The organism is Rhizobium sp. SEMIA 4085 (genome assembly GCF_013004495.1).
Taxonomy (GTDB): domain Bacteria; phylum Pseudomonadota; class Alphaproteobacteria; order Rhizobiales; family Rhizobiaceae; genus Rhizobium; species Rhizobium gallicum.
Window position 1 is genome coordinate 1 of record NZ_JABEPH010000114.1, and the last position, 15633, is coordinate 15633.

Annotated in this window: 12 protein-coding genes; 3 read left to right on the forward strand and 9 right to left on the reverse strand. The window is 59.3% G+C overall.

Features of this window, described 5'->3' with window-relative positions:
* Positions 1-964: 964 nt before the first annotated feature.
* From C9413_RS13700 to C9413_RS13715, 4 genes are all read right to left on the reverse strand, one after another.
* Entirely contained in the window at positions 965-1741 is a 777-nt protein-coding gene (locus tag C9413_RS13700) for an ABC transporter permease (protein WP_039845903.1), read from the reverse strand.
* Positions 1725-2495 carry an ABC transporter ATP-binding protein gene (locus tag C9413_RS13705; protein ID WP_170250556.1) on the reverse strand — a complete coding sequence of 257 codons (771 nt, stop codon included), beginning with the start codon at positions 2493-2495 and terminating at the stop codon, positions 1725-1727. The genes C9413_RS13700 and C9413_RS13705 overlap by 17 nt, the downstream gene beginning before the upstream one ends.
* A gap of 75 nt (positions 2496-2570) precedes the next feature.
* A complete protein-coding gene (locus tag C9413_RS13710; RefSeq protein ID WP_039845901.1) occupies positions 2571-3572 on the reverse strand; it encodes an ABC transporter substrate-binding protein in 1002 nt (333 codons plus the stop codon).
* A gap of 45 nt (positions 3573-3617) precedes the next feature.
* The gene (locus tag C9413_RS13715) at positions 3618-4700 is read right to left on the reverse strand and encodes a 4-oxalomesaconate tautomerase (protein ID WP_039845900.1); all 1083 of its coding nucleotides are present in this window, start codon (positions 4698-4700) and stop codon (positions 3618-3620) included.
* Between the two features lie 109 nt (positions 4701-4809).
* On the opposite strand from C9413_RS13715, the gene C9413_RS13720 reads away from it, so the two are divergent.
* Positions 4810-5712: a LysR family transcriptional regulator gene (locus C9413_RS13720; RefSeq protein ID WP_039845899.1), complete on the forward strand. Its 903-nt coding sequence runs from the start codon at positions 4810-4812 to the stop codon at positions 5710-5712.
* A 501-nt stretch (positions 5713-6213) separates the two neighbouring features.
* Here the strand turns inward: C9413_RS13720 and C9413_RS13725 are convergent.
* Positions 6214-6882 carry an FCD domain-containing protein gene (locus C9413_RS13725; RefSeq protein WP_039845897.1) on the reverse strand — a complete coding sequence of 223 codons (669 nt, stop codon included), beginning with the start codon at positions 6880-6882 and terminating at the stop codon, positions 6214-6216.
* A 312-nt stretch (positions 6883-7194) separates the two neighbouring features.
* A complete protein-coding gene (locus C9413_RS13730; RefSeq protein WP_223843953.1) occupies positions 7195-9372 on the reverse strand; it encodes a tetratricopeptide repeat protein in 2178 nt (725 codons plus the stop codon).
* Between the two features lie 250 nt (positions 9373-9622).
* Here C9413_RS13730 and C9413_RS13735 point away from each other — a divergent pair, with 250 nt between their 5' ends.
* Complete coding sequence (locus C9413_RS13735; protein ID WP_039845895.1) at positions 9623-9916, forward strand: hypothetical protein; 294 nt, start codon at positions 9623-9625, stop codon at positions 9914-9916.
* 452 nt (positions 9917-10368) lie between these two features.
* Here the strand turns inward: C9413_RS13735 and C9413_RS13740 are convergent, their stop codons facing one another.
* Genes C9413_RS13740 through C9413_RS13750 form a run of 3 tightly spaced genes read right to left on the reverse strand, consistent with a single transcriptional unit; the run spans position 10369 to position 14267 of the window.
* Positions 10369-11598: an HlyD family secretion protein gene (locus tag C9413_RS13740; protein ID WP_039845894.1), complete on the reverse strand. Its 1230-nt coding sequence runs from the start codon at positions 11596-11598 to the stop codon at positions 10369-10371.
* A gap of 3 nt (positions 11599-11601) precedes the next feature.
* On the reverse strand, positions 11602-12042 hold the full coding sequence (locus C9413_RS13745; RefSeq protein ID WP_039845893.1) for a hypothetical protein: 441 nt from the start codon (positions 12040-12042) through the stop codon (positions 11602-11604).
* Between the two features lie 59 nt (positions 12043-12101).
* Positions 12102-14267, reverse strand: coding sequence for a mechanosensitive ion channel family protein (locus C9413_RS13750; protein WP_170250555.1), 2166 nt, complete (start codon positions 14265-14267; stop codon positions 12102-12104).
* An 802-nt stretch (positions 14268-15069) separates the two neighbouring features.
* On the opposite strand from C9413_RS13750, the gene C9413_RS13755 reads away from it, so the two are divergent.
* Positions 15070-15633: cbb3-type cytochrome c oxidase subunit I (locus C9413_RS13755; RefSeq protein WP_170250558.1), on the forward strand; the 564-nt coding region annotated here is incomplete at its 3' end.

A 15633-nucleotide genomic window follows, 5' to 3' on the forward strand; every position in this document is an offset into this window, starting at 1 on the left:
GCATTCACTGGGACGGCTCCCGCGCACCGTACCTCGCTCCAATCTTTCTGCCCGACGTCGGCTGTGTCGCAGCCACCAGCCGACCTATCAGCGCTATCGATGCCAATCCGATCTATTCGATGCTGAAAATTGTGTTTTGATTCAGTAATTTAATTAGAGTTTGGTGGCGTTTGCTACCTAATGCCGCTGATTTGCACGAGGCAAACTATTTCTTCGCGCGTTTCTTTTTCGAACAGGGCGACTTCGAAAGAGCTGCCGAGCTTTTCGAGAGGGCTGCGCAGGTGCGGTCCGACGACTACCACTCTGATGTTCTGTTGACATGCGTCTATCTCAAGCTTGGTGGCGTGCGGACATGGAGAGAGCGGCTCGGCTGGGTCTGGAGCGCGCGGAACGCGAACTCGGTCTGCATCCGGGGAATTCAAGTCCCGCTTAACTGGGAGCATTGGCGCTGGCCTATCTCGGTGAGTGGTTGCTGCTAGGGATGGGAAGAAAATTGACCGAGATGGCTGACTTACGATAAGCGCTAGTTATCGGAAGTCAGCATGGCCTGATGCATCCTATCCAGTGGCGAACCTCGTCCTGGATTTTGGCGAGCGTCTGGTGGCTGGATACAGGGCTCCGTCGTCGGTTGATCTTATCGCGGACGCCCCCTTCGACGAATGAGAATTTTAGGGCTTTGCCATCGCTCCGGGATGATACGGGAGAAGGATTATAGCTCTGCAAGAGCTTTTACCTCGTCGGCCATCAGGAATGCGCCCTGAGCGCGGATAAACGTCCGGCTTGCGGTGTTTCCGAAAGTGCACGCCATCGCCAAACATAGCAGTCACGAAACGCCTACGATTTTAGCACTTTGATCGATCACCTCAATGGGGTGCCGGTCATGCGTTCGAACTCAAGGCCGAAAAAAATGGGTGCCAATGGCGGCACCCCCAATACCACTCATATGAAAACTGGATCCGGTTAGTTACGCCGCTCTCTCTTCCGCGGCGTTCGGTCTCCACTTGATAAGCCGGCCTTCCAGTACATCGAGAATTCGGTCGATGATGAGCACGAACATGGCCAGGATGATGATGCCAGCGAACACGCCGACCGCGTCGAAGTTGCCTTCCGCCTGCGCGATCAGATAACCGAGGCCTGCGGAGGAGCCGAGATATTCGCCGATGATGGCGCCGACCACTGCGAAGCCGACAGACGTGCGAAGCGAGGAAAGGATCCAGCTTGCCGCTGCGGGGAAATAGACGTGCCGCAACAGATCGGAACGTTTGGCCCCGAGGATCCTTGCATTTGCGAGGACCACCGGATTGACTTCGCGCACGCCCTGCATCGCGTTGAAGAAGGTGATGAAAAAAACAAGCGTTACCGCAAGCGCCACCTTCGACCAGAGGCCGAGTCCAAGCCAAAGCACGAAAATCGGTGCAAGCACGACGCGCGGAATAGCGTTCAGGCCCTTGATGAAGGGGTCCAGAATCCGCGCCGCGCTGCGGCTCAGGCCAAGCCATACGCCTGCCGCGACGCCCAATCCGGTACCAATGACATAACCCAGGACGGTCTCCGTCAGTGTGATTGACACATGACGATAGAAGCTGGGGTCAACAATCCAGCTGACGATTTGGTTGAAGATGTCGATCGGCGCTGGAAAGAAGAAGACATCGATGAGGCCGGCGGTTACGCCGAGCTGCCAGCCGCCGAGGATAAAAACCAGCATCCCGAGCTGGATGATGCGTTCAGTCACGACGTTCATAGCTTTTCTCCACTTCGCCGCGCAGGGAAGCCCAGATATTGCGATACAGATCCATAAAGCGTGGATTGAGTTTGATCTCAGCCACATCCCGTGGCCGCTCGAGATCGACCGGGAAACTTTCGATGACCCTCGAACGGGGGCCGGCGGCCAGAATGGCGACGCGGTCTCCAAGCGCGATCGCCTCTTCGAGGTCGTGCGTGATCATGACCACGGCGCGACGTTCTTCCTGCCAAAGGCGCAGCAATTCATTCTGCATGAGGTGCCGCGTGTGGATGTCGAGCGCGGAGAAGGGCTCATCCATGAGGATGACCTTCGGACCGGCAATGAGGGCTTGCGCCATCTGGACACGTTTGCGCTGGCCGCCGGACAGTTGGTGCGGATAGCGGTGTTCGAAGCCCTTGAGCCCGACTTTTGCAAGCCAGCTCATCGAACGCTCGCGCCGCTCGGCTGCTGCAACACCCCTGAACATCAGGCCGAGTTCGACATTCTCAATGGATGTCTTCCACGGGAGCAGCGCATCCTGCTGGAAGAGATAGCCGATGTCGTTATGGACGCCCTTTACCGGCGCACTATCGATCGACCTCGTTCCGCTCGCGGGTTTCAGAAGGCCTGCGATCGCGTTCAAAATGGTGCTCTTGCCGCAACCGGTTGGGCCGACGATGGCGAGAAACTCGCCATCGTCAACCGTCAGATTGACGTCCTGCACCGCGACGTAGGCACCAAACGACATTGTCACGGCATCGATCGATACCATCGACTTTGCGTTTTGCTGTCCCGTCGGGATAGACATGGGATTTACGACAGCCAAAGACATGGCCTCCTCCTAGGATCAGTTGGTGGTCTTATCCGTCACCTTGTCCACGAAAGCGTTCGTGTAGGTTTTGGAAAGATCAATTGTTGCGGCAGCAACCTTTTCGTTGAAGCTCTTGAGAACGGCCAACGGCGTCTGCGTGTCGACCTCGCTGAATTTGCCGTCCACCGAGAAGATCGGTTTGGCATTCTGGACGGCCTTCACGTAGGTGTCGCGGTCGCCGGAAATGAATTCTTTCGGCAGTTTTTCGACGATCTCTTCAGCGCTATGTGTGTTCATCCAGGCCAATGCCTTGACGGTCGCGTTCGTGACCTTCTGGATGGTTTCCGGGTTCTCATCGATATAGACCTGCGTCGCATAGAGGACGGAGGTCGGGTAGATGCCGCCATAGATCTGCTTGGCACCCTCGTCACTGCGGGCGTCGATCAAAATCTTGCCGACCCCCTTGGCTTCGATAAAGGTTGCTGCCGGATCGTAGTTGACCAATAGATCAACTTTCCCCTGCTCGAGCGCCGCGACTGCGGCTGCGCCTGAGCCAACGCCGATCAACGAGATGTCGTCGGCCGAAAGATTGTTGCGCTGCAGATAATAGCGGACAAAGAAGTCCGAGGATGAACCTGGTGCGGTGATGCCGATCTTCGCGCCCTTGATCGTTTCCGGCTTGGCCGGATCGAAGGACGAGTCTTTCCCGCCGGCCAGAACCAGGCCAGAATTGCGCGCAAGCTGTACGAAGCCGACGACCGCCTTGTTCTGCGACTGCATCTGGATCGTATGGTCGTAAAAGCCGACAGCGATATCCGTCGAGCCGGCAACAAGTGCCTGCAGCGTCTTGGAGCCGCCAGAGGCGAAGTTTTCGACGGTCACCTCAAGACCTTCCTTCTCGTAGAGACCTAGGCCAGCTGCGACCGGGAAGGGCAGGTTGTTGAGGTTGTAGGATCCGACGCTGATGCGGACGGGTTCAGCAAAAGCCGAACCGGCAAAAGCGACGGTTGCGGCAAGGGTGAGTATGAGTTTGCGCATGTGTATTCCTCCCTGATCCGTGGCGCCCTCCCGGCAACCACTCGATTATGCAGCGCAAACCATTTGCGCGATAGGTTTTGCAAAGACGTGACCCTCGAAGAGGCGCCGGGCCGTCCGCAGGATTCCTGCAGCTGTCTTGCCGTCGCGGGCATCCAGTTTCACGTCCAGGTGACCGCTTGGATGCTCCAGAACGAGAACGACCGGTGGCTTGCGGTCGCCGATCAGCCGCGAGGCGACGGTTCCGCCGCTGATGCAGGCTGTGGCAATACCGACCGCACCGGTTGTTGCGAGAGACGGGTGGCACTGATGTGGCATGAAATAGCGCACGCCGAGGTCGCCACCTTTGTCAGGCTTGGAGATCAGAACCGGCTTTGGCGTGACCTGATTGCTGACGTCACCCATACCCATGCGCCGGCCGGCCTCGAGCCTCAGAGTTTCGAGCCGCTGGAGCAATGCACCGTTGGCATTGAATTCGGCGGTTGATTCATTGCCAGTCACGCCGAGGGCGGCGGCCTCGAGCAGCATCATCGGCATCGCGCAATCGATGCAAGTGACGTCGATGCCATCGATCATGTCGCGCGGGTTGCCGGTGGGAAAAAGCTTGCCTGTGCGTGCCCCGGCAGCATCCATGAAGGTCAGGGCGATCGGTGCGGCATTGCCGGGCACACCATCGATCGAAGCATCTCCCAAATAGGCGACACGGCCATCGGGGGTCGGAACCTCGGCTTCGATCAGTTTGCCGGTATTGACGTTGTGTATACGCACGCGGGTTACGCTGGTCGTCGATTTGACCAATCCAGCCTCGATCGCGAACGGCCCGACGGCTGCCAGCATGTTTCCGCAGTTGGGAGAGGTATCGACGAATTGCTGATCGATGCGGACCTGGGCGAACAAATAATCCACATCGGCATCCGGTACGGTTGGTGGACCAACGATGGCGACCTTGCTGGTGACCGGATTGCCACCGCCGATTCCATCGATCTGCAATGGGTGACCGGAGCCCATGACCGAAAGCAGGATTTGATCTCGTTGACGCGCATCCGACGGAAGATCGGATGCGAGAAAGAACGGCCCCTTGGACGTGCCGCCTCGCATCAGAACACAGGGAATGGAAATCAGGTCGTTCATGGTTGCGCTCGCTTGCTGATGTGATTTACTGATCAATCAGCTTCTTTGTTGCAGTAAGCGGCAAAATGATTGATATGTGAAATGCGAATATCAGAGGGAATGATGCGCCATGAGCATTAATTGCGAGATATTGGATTTGCGCGCGTTTTTATCGGTCGTCGAACTGGAGAATTTCCACCGCTCTGCCGAAGCGCTTAATCTTTCCCAGCCGGCACTCAGCCGGCGGATTCAGAAGCTCGAGTTGGCAATCGGGGCGCCCTTGCTCGAGCGCACGACGCGCCATGTCTCGACAACTGCGCTTGGGGCGGAACTGATCCCGTTGGTGCGACGAATGCTCGAAGAGTTCGATACGTCGCTGTTTGCAGTTCGCGATGTCGGGTCCCAGCGCAGCGGCCTGGTGACGATCGCGTGCTTACCGACGGCTGCTTTCTATTTTTTGCCGACCGTCATCAAGCAGTTCAGCGCCGAATATCCCAATATACGTTTTCGCATTCTCGATTTGCCGGCCACCGACGGTCTGCAAGCAGTCGCCCGCGGGGAGGTCGAGTTCGGCATCAATATCATGGGCTTTTCAGATCCCGACCTTGTCTTCGACCGGCTCATCGAAGATCCATTCGTGCTTGCGGCACGCAAGGATCATCCGCTGGCGGCGAAGCGCGAACTCGAATGGGACGATCTGGCGCCCTATCAGCTGATCACGGTTCACCGATCCAGCGGCAATCGTACGCTTCTGGATGCAGCATTGGCGAAATCGAACCTGAAACTGCGCTGGTCCTATGAAGTCACGCATCTTTCGACGTCACTTGGTCTCGTGGAAGCCGGGCTTGGAATTTCGGTTCTGCCGAAACTCGCCACACCGCAGGAAGAGCACCCGTTCCTCGTCACGAGACCTATTCGCAATCCTCAAATCTCGCGAACGATCGGCATTGTGCGCCGTCGCGGCGGGACGCTTTCGCCGGCAGCCGAGCGCTTCATGACCATGTTGATTGGGACGTGGGCCGAAGGAAACTGATCCGCCGACGCAATGATGTCGGCAAGAAGGTGACGTTGCTGGAGCCACAGCTCAGTGCCGCTTGCCGTTCTCCCATCCGCTGGTCATCCTGTTTTCCTCGGGCAAGACGGGCATGCCGAAATGCATCGTCCACTCGGCCGCGGGAACGCTTGCGCAGCAACTGAAGGAACACCGCCGGCGATGCACAGTGATGTCGGCATCGTCAAATACGATCGCCGGCAGCGGCGACCCTCGAAAGACGAAGACATAGGCTCGGGTGAAACCACGACCTCGGCTCGAACATTAAGGGGAAGCGCCGTTCCGGATCGATGTTCGCCGTCGGTGCGACCCGAAGGCTGCAAGCAAGCGCCCCTTCACGGCATTGAAAAATTGGGAGGCTGTGGTCCGATCGCTGCCAGAACTGCGATCTCGCCCTCCGGCAATATCCTTTTCAGTCCAAGAAGCCGGTCCTGTCCGAACCTGACGACGCGACAACACGCGTTCACTGTCGGATCGCCCAAATCAGGTGTTTGGGCCAAGTATGTTTTTTCTGGCTTCGACGATGTGGTCGTACATATTTAGCTCGGCTGCCCCACTGTCCCGATCTTTGATGGCTTCAAGAATGGCCTGATGCTTCGCGATATAGGCCTTCATGCGCTCAGGGGTGAGTGACTGCTCCTTCATTTTCCCCCAGAGATTTCCCGCCCGTACCACGTGAATACCCTCATAGAGCGAGGCGAGAAGACCGTTTCGGGCGGCCTCGACGATGATGCGGTGAAAGACAGCGTCCCATTTCTCGAATTCGACCAGGGTTCCCGCCGCGTTGCCCCGATCGATCGATTTCTGCATTTCGTCGATTTCCTGCGTGGTCGCCCGTAACGCCGCCAAGGCAGCGATCTTGGGTTCCATGATCAGCCGAGCCTCGAAAACTTCGGCCGGATAGGTGCGCAACGCGTCTCCCGTACTGCCTGGCGGGCGACGCAGCGCCGTCGAGCTTATCCCGCTGCCAGCGATAAATGTCCCCCGGCCCACATGCCTGATAAGGCGGCCCTCCTTCTCCAGAGATGCAAGCATCCGTCGAAGTGCGGTGCGGGGCAGCCCGAGTTTGAGCGCCAGGTCGCGCTCAGGCGGTAATCGATCCCCGGGCTCCAGACCTTCCGCCTCGATGAAATCCTTCAATACCACGCTCATCAGCCTCGCCAATAATTACCGCAACCAAATTGATCCACGTTGACACCAATGGCAAGACCAATCTTAAATTGATAGCGTGTTAAAACCAAAATTGGTGCAGAATGGTGCTGAACGTGAAATCAACCCCGCACAAGAAACAACCCCGCTCGCCTCTCGGCCTCGGCTGCTGTAGTCCGCAACGCTCCTACGCAATTGTTCATCGGCGGCGAATGGGTCCCTGCAAAAGGAAATCGCACCTTTGAAGTGGTCGATCCCTCGGCCGCAGGTGCGATCGCCACGGTTTCCATATCCTGTAGTTTACAAGGGGCCGGGCTATCGCGGCGCCGCGTTCTGATCAGCGATGGCGGCTTCCACGCCATCTGGAACCGGGATTCCCGCCTTGCGCATCGTCATGATCAAGCGCAGTTGATCCCTTGGCTGGATATTTCTGATACTGAGCTCGGCCGCAATGTTCGGAACGAAGTCCGGACGCATCTTCATGAAGGTCTCTCCCGCTCGGCGGGCGTCCTTCGACATCCCCGCCTCCGCATAAATGATCGCCGCCACGATATGAAAAAGCGAACACTTCTGTAGATCCGCCCGTCCGATTCCAGCGACTGCCGCCGGATAGTCTCCAAGCATAAAGGCGGCGAGTGCGCGGGTTCCGTGATAGTAACCGGCTGCACCTGGGTTAAGAGCCAGCGCCTTGTCCAGAAGCGCCGCGCCGCGCTGCCATTGCCCACCCATCGCCAGTCGGGTTCCGAGTTCACCCATGAGCTCGGTGTCGTTGGGGTTCGTCGCAAGCGCCTGCTCCCCTATGCGCATGGCCTCGGCAAATTGCTGGTTGAAGAACAATGCCGTCATCAACGCCTGAAGGGCGCGGATGTTATCCGGATCGAGCTGGATTGCGCGTCGCGCTGCCTGAAGCGCGCGCTGCATAGGCTGGGGCGCGTCGGTTCTCGAGTTGAACTTGAACCGTTCCTCGTCCAGATAGAGGATGGACAGCATCGCCCAGGCGGTTGCATAGCTCGGATATCGGGCCACGACCCGCTCCAGACACGCCCTGACGTCCGCATGACGCTCGACGCTCAGCTCGGCACGGTAGGCATAGAAATTCAATGTGCAGTCGTACGCACGACGATCGTCGGGGGGAGGTTTTGCTGAAGCAACCTGCGCCATGATGCCGTAGGGTTGCGCGATCGTTGCGGCGACCTTGTTTGCGACAGCCATCTGAATCGCGAACAGATCACGAGTCTGCAGGTCGTTCTCGTAGTCCTCGGACCAGACGATGGAGCCGTCCAAGGTGTCGAGAAGACGTGCCGTCACTCGAATGCGGCTGCCAGAGGTCCGCATGCTACCGTTCAGCAGATACCGCGCCCCGAGTTCATCCTTGATCCGCGACATACTAACGCCCGGCGGGAGTGATGCCGACGTTTCACGTCCGACCACCTTGATTTCCTTGAAGCGCGGAAGGGCTGTCAGGAGTTCTTCCGTCAACCCTTGCGCATAAAGCTCGGCATTCGGCCCGTCCCCAAGATTCGTGAACGGTGCGACCACCAAGGTTGGACGATCGAGAAGCGGCATATCGGGCATATGTCGCTCGGGGAGCCAATAGGCTGATCCCACGAGGCCGGCAACGACCGTGAGAGCACCCAGAACCGGCCATCTCACGCGCCACAACGCGGCTGCCTGCCGACCAAACGCTTCAGGCGGCGGTGCGGCTTTCGACTTGACGGGTTCCGGCGGTGCTGCTTCGTTCCGGGCAAAAGTCGGAACGTATCCGCCCTTGGGAATATCGATCCTTACCGGATCCTTCCGGCCAGCCACCAGATAGTAGCGTTCGAGAGCCCGCCGCAGCGTGCCTGCCTCGATCCGCACGACAGGATCGTCCTGGGTGAAGCTGTCGGGTCGCTTGAACACCTCGATTGCAATCGAATAGCCCTTGATCCGGTGTCCACGCCCGGCAAGCGTTTCCTCGACGATGTAATTAAGGAAGGCTCCCGCCCGCCCCACCTTGGGAAATTCAGGGCTTGAGACGATCCGCTGAAGCTGGCCGCGGACATCGTCCGAGCTCGGAGGGTCGCTCGCCCGGACGTTCGATGCTTCCGTCTGCTCGAGCGAGAATGGCTGCGTGGGATTCTCCTCTACCGCGACGACGGAACCAATGCCATCACGCGGGATCCGCATGGAGAACGTGGGTACGTAGCTTCCCTTGGGAATACCAACAACCACGGGATCTGCCTGTCCGGCAGTCAGGTAGTAGCGTTCTAAGGATCGGCGGAGGTGCCTGGCGGCGATGCGAACGATCGGATCGTTTTGCGGGTCGAACGTAGTATCCCGTCCGAACACTTCCACGGCAACGGAATATGCCTTTATCCGTTCGCCTCGTCCCGAAAGGCTCTCCTCGACCACGTATTCGAGAAATCGATGTTCCCTTTGGGTCGCGTGAAAATCGACGCTTTGCTGGATACGCGAAATCTGCTCGCGGCAGACCACTTCGGGGGGCCGCATGTCTACCGCTTCTGACGCACCAGCATGAGTCACGGCACCCCCCAGCGCACGCAGACTTGGAGCATTCGCCCGCATCGTCCAACTTGAAGCTGTATACTACGCGCTTGGCGCAATAGCGACTGCTAATATTCGATTTGCGATGTCGACATCGAGCCGGCTTCCGGGTCTGATTCAGATACACCACGTAAACTACAGCAGTTCTCTACGCCACCGGCAGGGTCTCACCTAATCTCCCATCAACGGTGACGCGATGGCAACGAATGACGACGTGACTCGCAAAGAGCAGGCATTCTCGGCTGCGGCGCGACGGTTTCCGCAGGCAGAACTGGCAATCCGAAGACTGATGGGGAGGAGCGAGGATTTCTGCGATCTCTGCGCAGATCTGGCCGACGCCGAGCGGGCGCTGGCCGGTGTCCGGGATAAGACGGTGGCGCAATGGGAAGAGCGGAAACGCGAATGGCAGGAACTGGTCGACCACATCGTTTCCGAGGTCGCCGAGGCTCTAGGCAAGAGCGAGGGGCGGGGGCCAGGTTCGAAGGGGTGACCGCCGATCTCATCCAAGCAGGCCGGGGCGATGTCGGCCGCGCGTGAAAAGTCCCAGGGCACGCCTGCGAATATGTCCTCCAACGCAGGTCGAACGACATGAGTCGAGATAGTGTCGACAACTCCTGGAAACGGGGGGAGGTCGAAGAAGTGAGGTAGTGGTCGGGACGGACTCGAGCGCAAACGCTTGTTCGGCGGCTTCGCGCCCTCCTCACCATCGTGCCGGCGACTACCGGAGTGGGCCACCGCAGAGAGCGCCAGGTTCGTCGCGTCCCTTGGCGGGCGATTTCTATAGTGTGGTAGCTGCTGCGTAGATCGCCGCAGCTTCCGCCCCGATAGCTTTTTTTCCGTATGCGAATGCAGCGCCTGCCTCGCCGGCTGCTTCCGCTGCGGTGGCCTTTCCCAGGACGCCACGCCTGGGTGAAAGCGATGTCCTTTCTCTTCAGAGCGTGCTCAGTGGCCGCCCGAGAATACCAGGGTCTGCACGGGAAGGAGCATCGCTTGCATCCTCAAGATCATGGCGTGCACGAGCCCGACGGCGTCCACGGCATGCAGGAATAGCCATCGCATCGTGCTGATATTCTCGTCGGCGAGCGCCTCGTGATTGTTCGTGTAGGCGTTGGCGATGCAACTGCTGCCCGGCGGGATGTCATCGAGTTCTCCAGGAAAGAGCGGCTGCAGGAACACCGTCAAGGTTCCCGGCTGCGCCATTTGCTGGACATCGATAAGTTGATCCGTCGGACGTAACTGTCCGGCCGCGATCACATCCTGAACGTCAGTCACGACCAGCGGAATGATTGTGAACGGCTTTCCGATGCAGGTCGCTTCGGCGATCATCCCCCGCTTCATCACCTGTGCTTCGATCTGCCCGAAACCGGCGATTAAGGTGCCTCGTCCCGCTTCCGCAGGAACGAGAATGCCAGCCGGACGCAACATCGTGTTGAGGACATCGCCCGGACGCAGCGTGAACTGCTGCACGGTTCCAGCAACACCGGCCCGAACGAGGGTCTTGTCCAGTTCCACCTGGGCTTGCGCCTGCGCAGCTTCGGCGCTTGCCTTTTGTGCCGGCAACAAAATATTGATCTTGGCTTCCAGGGTCTGCTTGTTGGCGAGCACGGCACTCGCCGCACCTTTGCGGCTATCGACGGTGTTAGCCAGACGGACTACTTCCCTTCGGGCAACGGCATCGTTCTTCAACAACTGGGACTTCATCTCGTATTCGTCGACCGCCACCTGAAGGGCGCCCTCGGCCTCCTGGATCTGGCCATCCGCAGCGACCATTTCGGTTTGAGCCACCTTGGATTCCGCATCGATTTCCTCGATCTTTCGACGGGCCGTCTCCAGCGCGGCTTTCTGCAGCGAGTCGTCCAGGCGAAACAGCGGTGCACCGGCGACCACCTTCTCGTTGACGCCGACATAGACTTCGTCGACGCGACCGATCGTTTCCGGCAGGATCGTCACCGTGCGGAATATCGCCGTGACATTCTTGGTCGATGGATGGAAATAGAAGATCATGGTGATCAGCGAAATGGTGAGGATCAGGCAGGCGGAAATACCCCAGCGCAACTCGTACCACACACTGTAAAGCGTGATTTCGCGACCGATCCGCTTGTCCTGAACATAGCGTCGATAAAGGTAGTCCGGTAAGATGGTGAGCATAGAGCAGAGCAGCAACTCGAACATGGATCAGACTCCCTCTCCGTGCACACCGGTCTTTGACTTCGCTTCGACCGGCACTACCGGCTCAGCGATTTTCAATGCGGGATCACCGCTGGTTTCAGGATCACGGCCGGCAAGCTTCGCCAGCGATTGCGCGATTGAGTAGAGCGGACTCGTAAAGTCGGGAATGCGAACGAACGCCAGCAGCAGGCCGGCAATCCAATAGAGATGGTTGTGCGTGAAGAGCGAGATGAGCACCAGGACGGCCACGACTTCCATTTGCACCTTGTTGGTGCGATGCGCCATGCGTTCGGGAACGGCATGAAGCTTGAAGTAAAGGTTGCCAATCACGAGAACGGCAACAATCAGAAAAATGGCAACGCCATTGAAGAGATAGTCGGTCTGCCCTGGCTCTGTAATAAAGCCTGGCACGTGATCAATCGCGGCCGGATGAACAGATTGCGCCATCGAAGTCTCCTTTCTTTATACCCCGTCTCGCCCATCGTAGACGAGCCTTTGTCGGTCATTCAGCCGGCACCGGCTGCCACCGCCTCTTTATGAGCCGTCAAGGCCTGCTGCGCCGCGGCGGCCACATCCGCCGTCTTCTCGCCCGCGACCTGGACCGTTGGAACCGCGATTCTAATTCCCGCTTCGTGGAAGGCCTGATGGATCATCCGCAGCGCCCGCCGCTTCAGAGTGAACTGCTCTCCGGGGAGCGTCATGAACTTCATCCGCAGGAGAAGGCCGGAGTCTCCAAAGCTTTCGATACCCTGCATCTTCAGAGGTTCGATGGTGACTGCCTTGAACTCCGGGTCGACGGAGAGTTCCTGGCCAATCTTCTTGATGATCTTGCGTGCCTTCTCGACGTCGGCGTCGTAGGTCACTGTGATCGTCAGCTTCTCGATCACCCAGTCCCGGCTCATGTTCTGAATGGCCCCAAGCTCGCTGAACGGCACGATATAGACTGCGCCGCGATGATGCCTCAGCTTGACCGATCTGAGGCTGAAGGACTCGACACTGCCCTTGTAGTTTCCGCTCTGGATGTATTCGCCGACCCTAAAGGCGTCGTCGAGCAGATAAAACATGCCGCTGATGATGTCCTTGACGACTGTCTGCGCTCCGAAGCCGATGGCGACGCCGACGACGCCGGCACCGGCGATCAGCGGCGCGATCTCCACGCCCAGAGAGGAAAGCGCCATCATGATGGCCACCGCGACGAACAGGATCATCAGAACGTTCCGCAGGATCGGCAGAAGAGTTCTCACCCGTGTGCGTCGGCGCTCCTTCTCGCTTCCCGCTTCGTAGACCGTGTTGGTGTCGCCGAGCTTCCGGTCGATAAGGACGCTCAACACGTTCCAGGCGAGGTCGATCGCCATAAGAACGATACCTGCGCTCAGTATCCCGCGCACGATCCGGAGTACTGGCGTGTCCTGCATCGTCACGCCGGCGAATTCGACGTCGAGCGCTTTGGCGAGCAGAAGGATGGCTCCGACGATCAGGGCCGCGCGGATGCCGCGCTCCACGAGCACCGAGGCGACAGTGGCCCTTTCCTTTGCATTCTGCGAGCCGGGAGACCTGAGGACATTGGCTATGGAGGCCTTGCTGAGCGCGAGCACGCCCGGCAGTGCGGCGCACACGACGACGATCCAAAAGAGTTTCATCGCTCCGGCAACCCACAGCGCCCACCCCCCTATGAAGTAGGCGGTCCAGAGCCAGTTCCGGAACTTGCGCCCGATGCGGCCTGTCGCCTCCACTCCCGGCACAACATGTGGACGCCGCCATAGGCCTTCGATCGCAATGACGAGGAGCACGACCCCAAGCGCGTAGGCCACAAGCTGCCGCGAAGGCACCGAAAAGCCGAGAGCTCCGAGTAGCCGGACTGTCACCCAGCCGAATGCAAACCATCCCACCAGGTAGCTCAGGCGTCTTGCCCAGTGAATGGCAGCCTGAGCCGTCAGCGGTATGACGCGAAATCCTGGTGGTTCGTCATTGGTGGCAGCTCCGGGATCAAGCAGGACATCGAACACCATGTCGGCAAGGCGGAAGACGACGACGGCGAAGAGGTAGCCTACGACGATTTCCCTGACGAGGGGAGGCCACTCGAAGGCAAGGAAGAAGCCGATACTGCCGAGGGCAAAGGAAAGGACGTAGCATGCGGCCCACAGCAGTCTCGCGCCTACGACGGTAACGCGGTCGCGAACGGTGATTAGGGGTGCACGTTCTATCCAAGATCGCCATCCGGTGCTGATCTTCCGGAACAGCCATTGTGCGCCAAGGCCCGCGACGACGAAAGCTACGAGCAGGAATACGGGCCGGGTTCCGCCATTTGCCTGGATTTCACGTTCGAGCACTGCTACGGCAGCCATGATCTCGGAATGCAACGAACCCGCCGCGGTCAGGAGACTGGAAACATGCTGACGAAACCGGGTCGTGAACTCTGCAAAGGAGACTTTCGTCTGCGCGGGTTGGGCGAAAGCGGCGTCGGTCTTTGCGGCGGCTGCCTGTTGCTGAAGCCATTTCTGAACGGCAGGGTCGGCAGAAAGCGCTATGAACTGCTGAACGCTTTCGGGGGGCAAGTCTCTCGCCATCGGCACCTGGGATACTGCAGGCGAACCGGTCAAGACAGCGGCAACGGTCACCATCACCGCCAAGAGGACGGTTCGAACCGAGGTAATCGTTGATAGTAAATGCATGGAAAGTTCCCAATCCAGAAACGAACCGCGCGACTGTCGGAGCGTGCTAACGCCGACAATCGATCTCCGAAGCGCTCCTGCTTCCGCAGGCGGGCACCACATGCGGCCGTCTGCTCGGCCCGGTGAGAGCGCTGGCCTCGCTGGCATAGCTGCCCCGTGTGTCCCGGTCGACGACCGCGACGGAGCGGCAAGGATCAGCCCTGCGGCGTTGCCCGCCGCTGCCGCCGTTCCCGTCGTTGCCGCGAGGATCCGGTCGCCCAATCCCAGCCTGTTGTCCGTCAGCGCGCCCGACGAAGCCTTGTCAATGACCAGGAGAGACTACGCGACGACGAAGGCGCGTGCTCGTAACATCCTGTAAATTACAGGAAGAATGCCAGCCCCGCCGCCCAGACGCGCGGGGAGCACGTCGGGGAGCGCTGGGTTTGGCATGGAGGCGGCGGTCTTGCCGAGATTTGTGATTGGCTGGCGGACAGGACGGGTGCCGAGCCGACCTCGATCGCCCAGCGCGCGCCCATTTTTTCGATCGTGGCTCGCGCCACTTGCCGCCACAATCCACTCGGCGGCGAGGCCAGAAGCCCGTGTAGATTGCCCATAAAAATATCGCCGGCTGCGAGGGGGCGGGCGCGCTATTCCTCCGGCGCGATAACCGAGGGGGGTTGTCAAGGACGCCTCCGAGGCGTCTTGTATTCAATGGCAACACTTTCCGATATCGCGCGCGCATTATTCGTATGGCGCCTTCGATGTCCGCGACGGTTGCGGGAGGTGCCGCGATGAATTGCACGGCGCGGGAGGATAGAGAATGATCACGCGGCTCACCACCTCGGAACGCCAGCACGCCGCCGCCATCACGCTAGCCGTGGCGATCGCCGGTATGACCATGGCCGCGGTCGGGCGGTCTGACGCCCTTGGGGTCCACGGTGTGATCGTAATGCTGTTTGCGGGCAGCCTTCTCTACCTCGTCATGTCCTCGCTCTTCGAGCCTGAAGTGGTAGAGGACCGGGAGGCGTCGTACTACGACGATCCCATCAAGGTCGGCATCGTTCTTTCCATGGCCTGGGCTGTGTTCGGGATGTTCATGGGCGTTTGGGTGGCGGCGCAGCTTGCATGGCCCGACCTCGCATTCGACGCCGGTTGGTCCAGTTTCGGGCGGCTGAGACCCACGCACACCACAGGAGTGATCTTCGGCTTCGGCGGCAACGCGCTGATCGCGACGTCCTTCCACGTCGTCCAGCGCACGTCGCGGACGCGCCTGGCAGGTCAACTCAGTCCCTGGTTCGTGCTCTTCGGCTACAATCTGTTCTGCGTGCTGGCCGTGTCGGGCTACATGATGGGGATCACGCAGTCCAAGGAATACGCAGAGGCCGAA

Excerpts from the sequence above, each read along its gene's own strand:
- C9413_RS13720 (WP_039845899.1), top strand. The coding sequence starts at position 4,810 with ATGAGCATTAATTGCGAGATATTGGATTTGCGCGCGTTTTTATCGGTC.
- C9413_RS13740 (WP_039845894.1), bottom strand. The coding sequence starts at position 11,598 with ATGTTCGAGTTGCTGCTCTGCTCTATGCTCACCATCTTACCGGACTAC.
- C9413_RS13725 (WP_039845897.1), bottom strand. The coding sequence starts at position 6,882 with ATGAGCGTGGTATTGAAGGATTTCATCGAGGCGGAAGGTCTGGAGCCC.
- C9413_RS13745 (WP_039845893.1), bottom strand. The coding sequence starts at position 12,042 with ATGGCGCAATCTGTTCATCCGGCCGCGATTGATCACGTGCCAGGCTTT.
- C9413_RS13700 (WP_039845903.1), bottom strand. The coding sequence starts at position 1,741 with ATGAACGTCGTGACTGAACGCATCATCCAGCTCGGGATGCTGGTTTTT.
- C9413_RS13730 (WP_223843953.1), bottom strand. The coding sequence starts at position 9,372 with ATGCGGCCCCCCGAAGTGGTCTGCCGCGAGCAGATTTCGCGTATCCAG.
- C9413_RS13715 (WP_039845900.1), bottom strand. The coding sequence starts at position 4,700 with ATGAACGACCTGATTTCCATTCCCTGTGTTCTGATGCGAGGCGGCACG.
- C9413_RS13750 (WP_170250555.1), bottom strand. The coding sequence starts at position 14,267 with ATGCATTTACTATCAACGATTACCTCGGTTCGAACCGTCCTCTTGGCG.
- C9413_RS13705 (WP_170250556.1), bottom strand. The coding sequence starts at position 2,495 with ATGGTATCGATCGATGCCGTGACAATGTCGTTTGGTGCCTACGTCGCG.
- C9413_RS13710 (WP_039845901.1), bottom strand. The coding sequence starts at position 3,572 with ATGCGCAAACTCATACTCACCCTTGCCGCAACCGTCGCTTTTGCCGGT.
- C9413_RS13735 (WP_039845895.1), top strand. The coding sequence starts at position 9,623 with ATGGCAACGAATGACGACGTGACTCGCAAAGAGCAGGCATTCTCGGCT.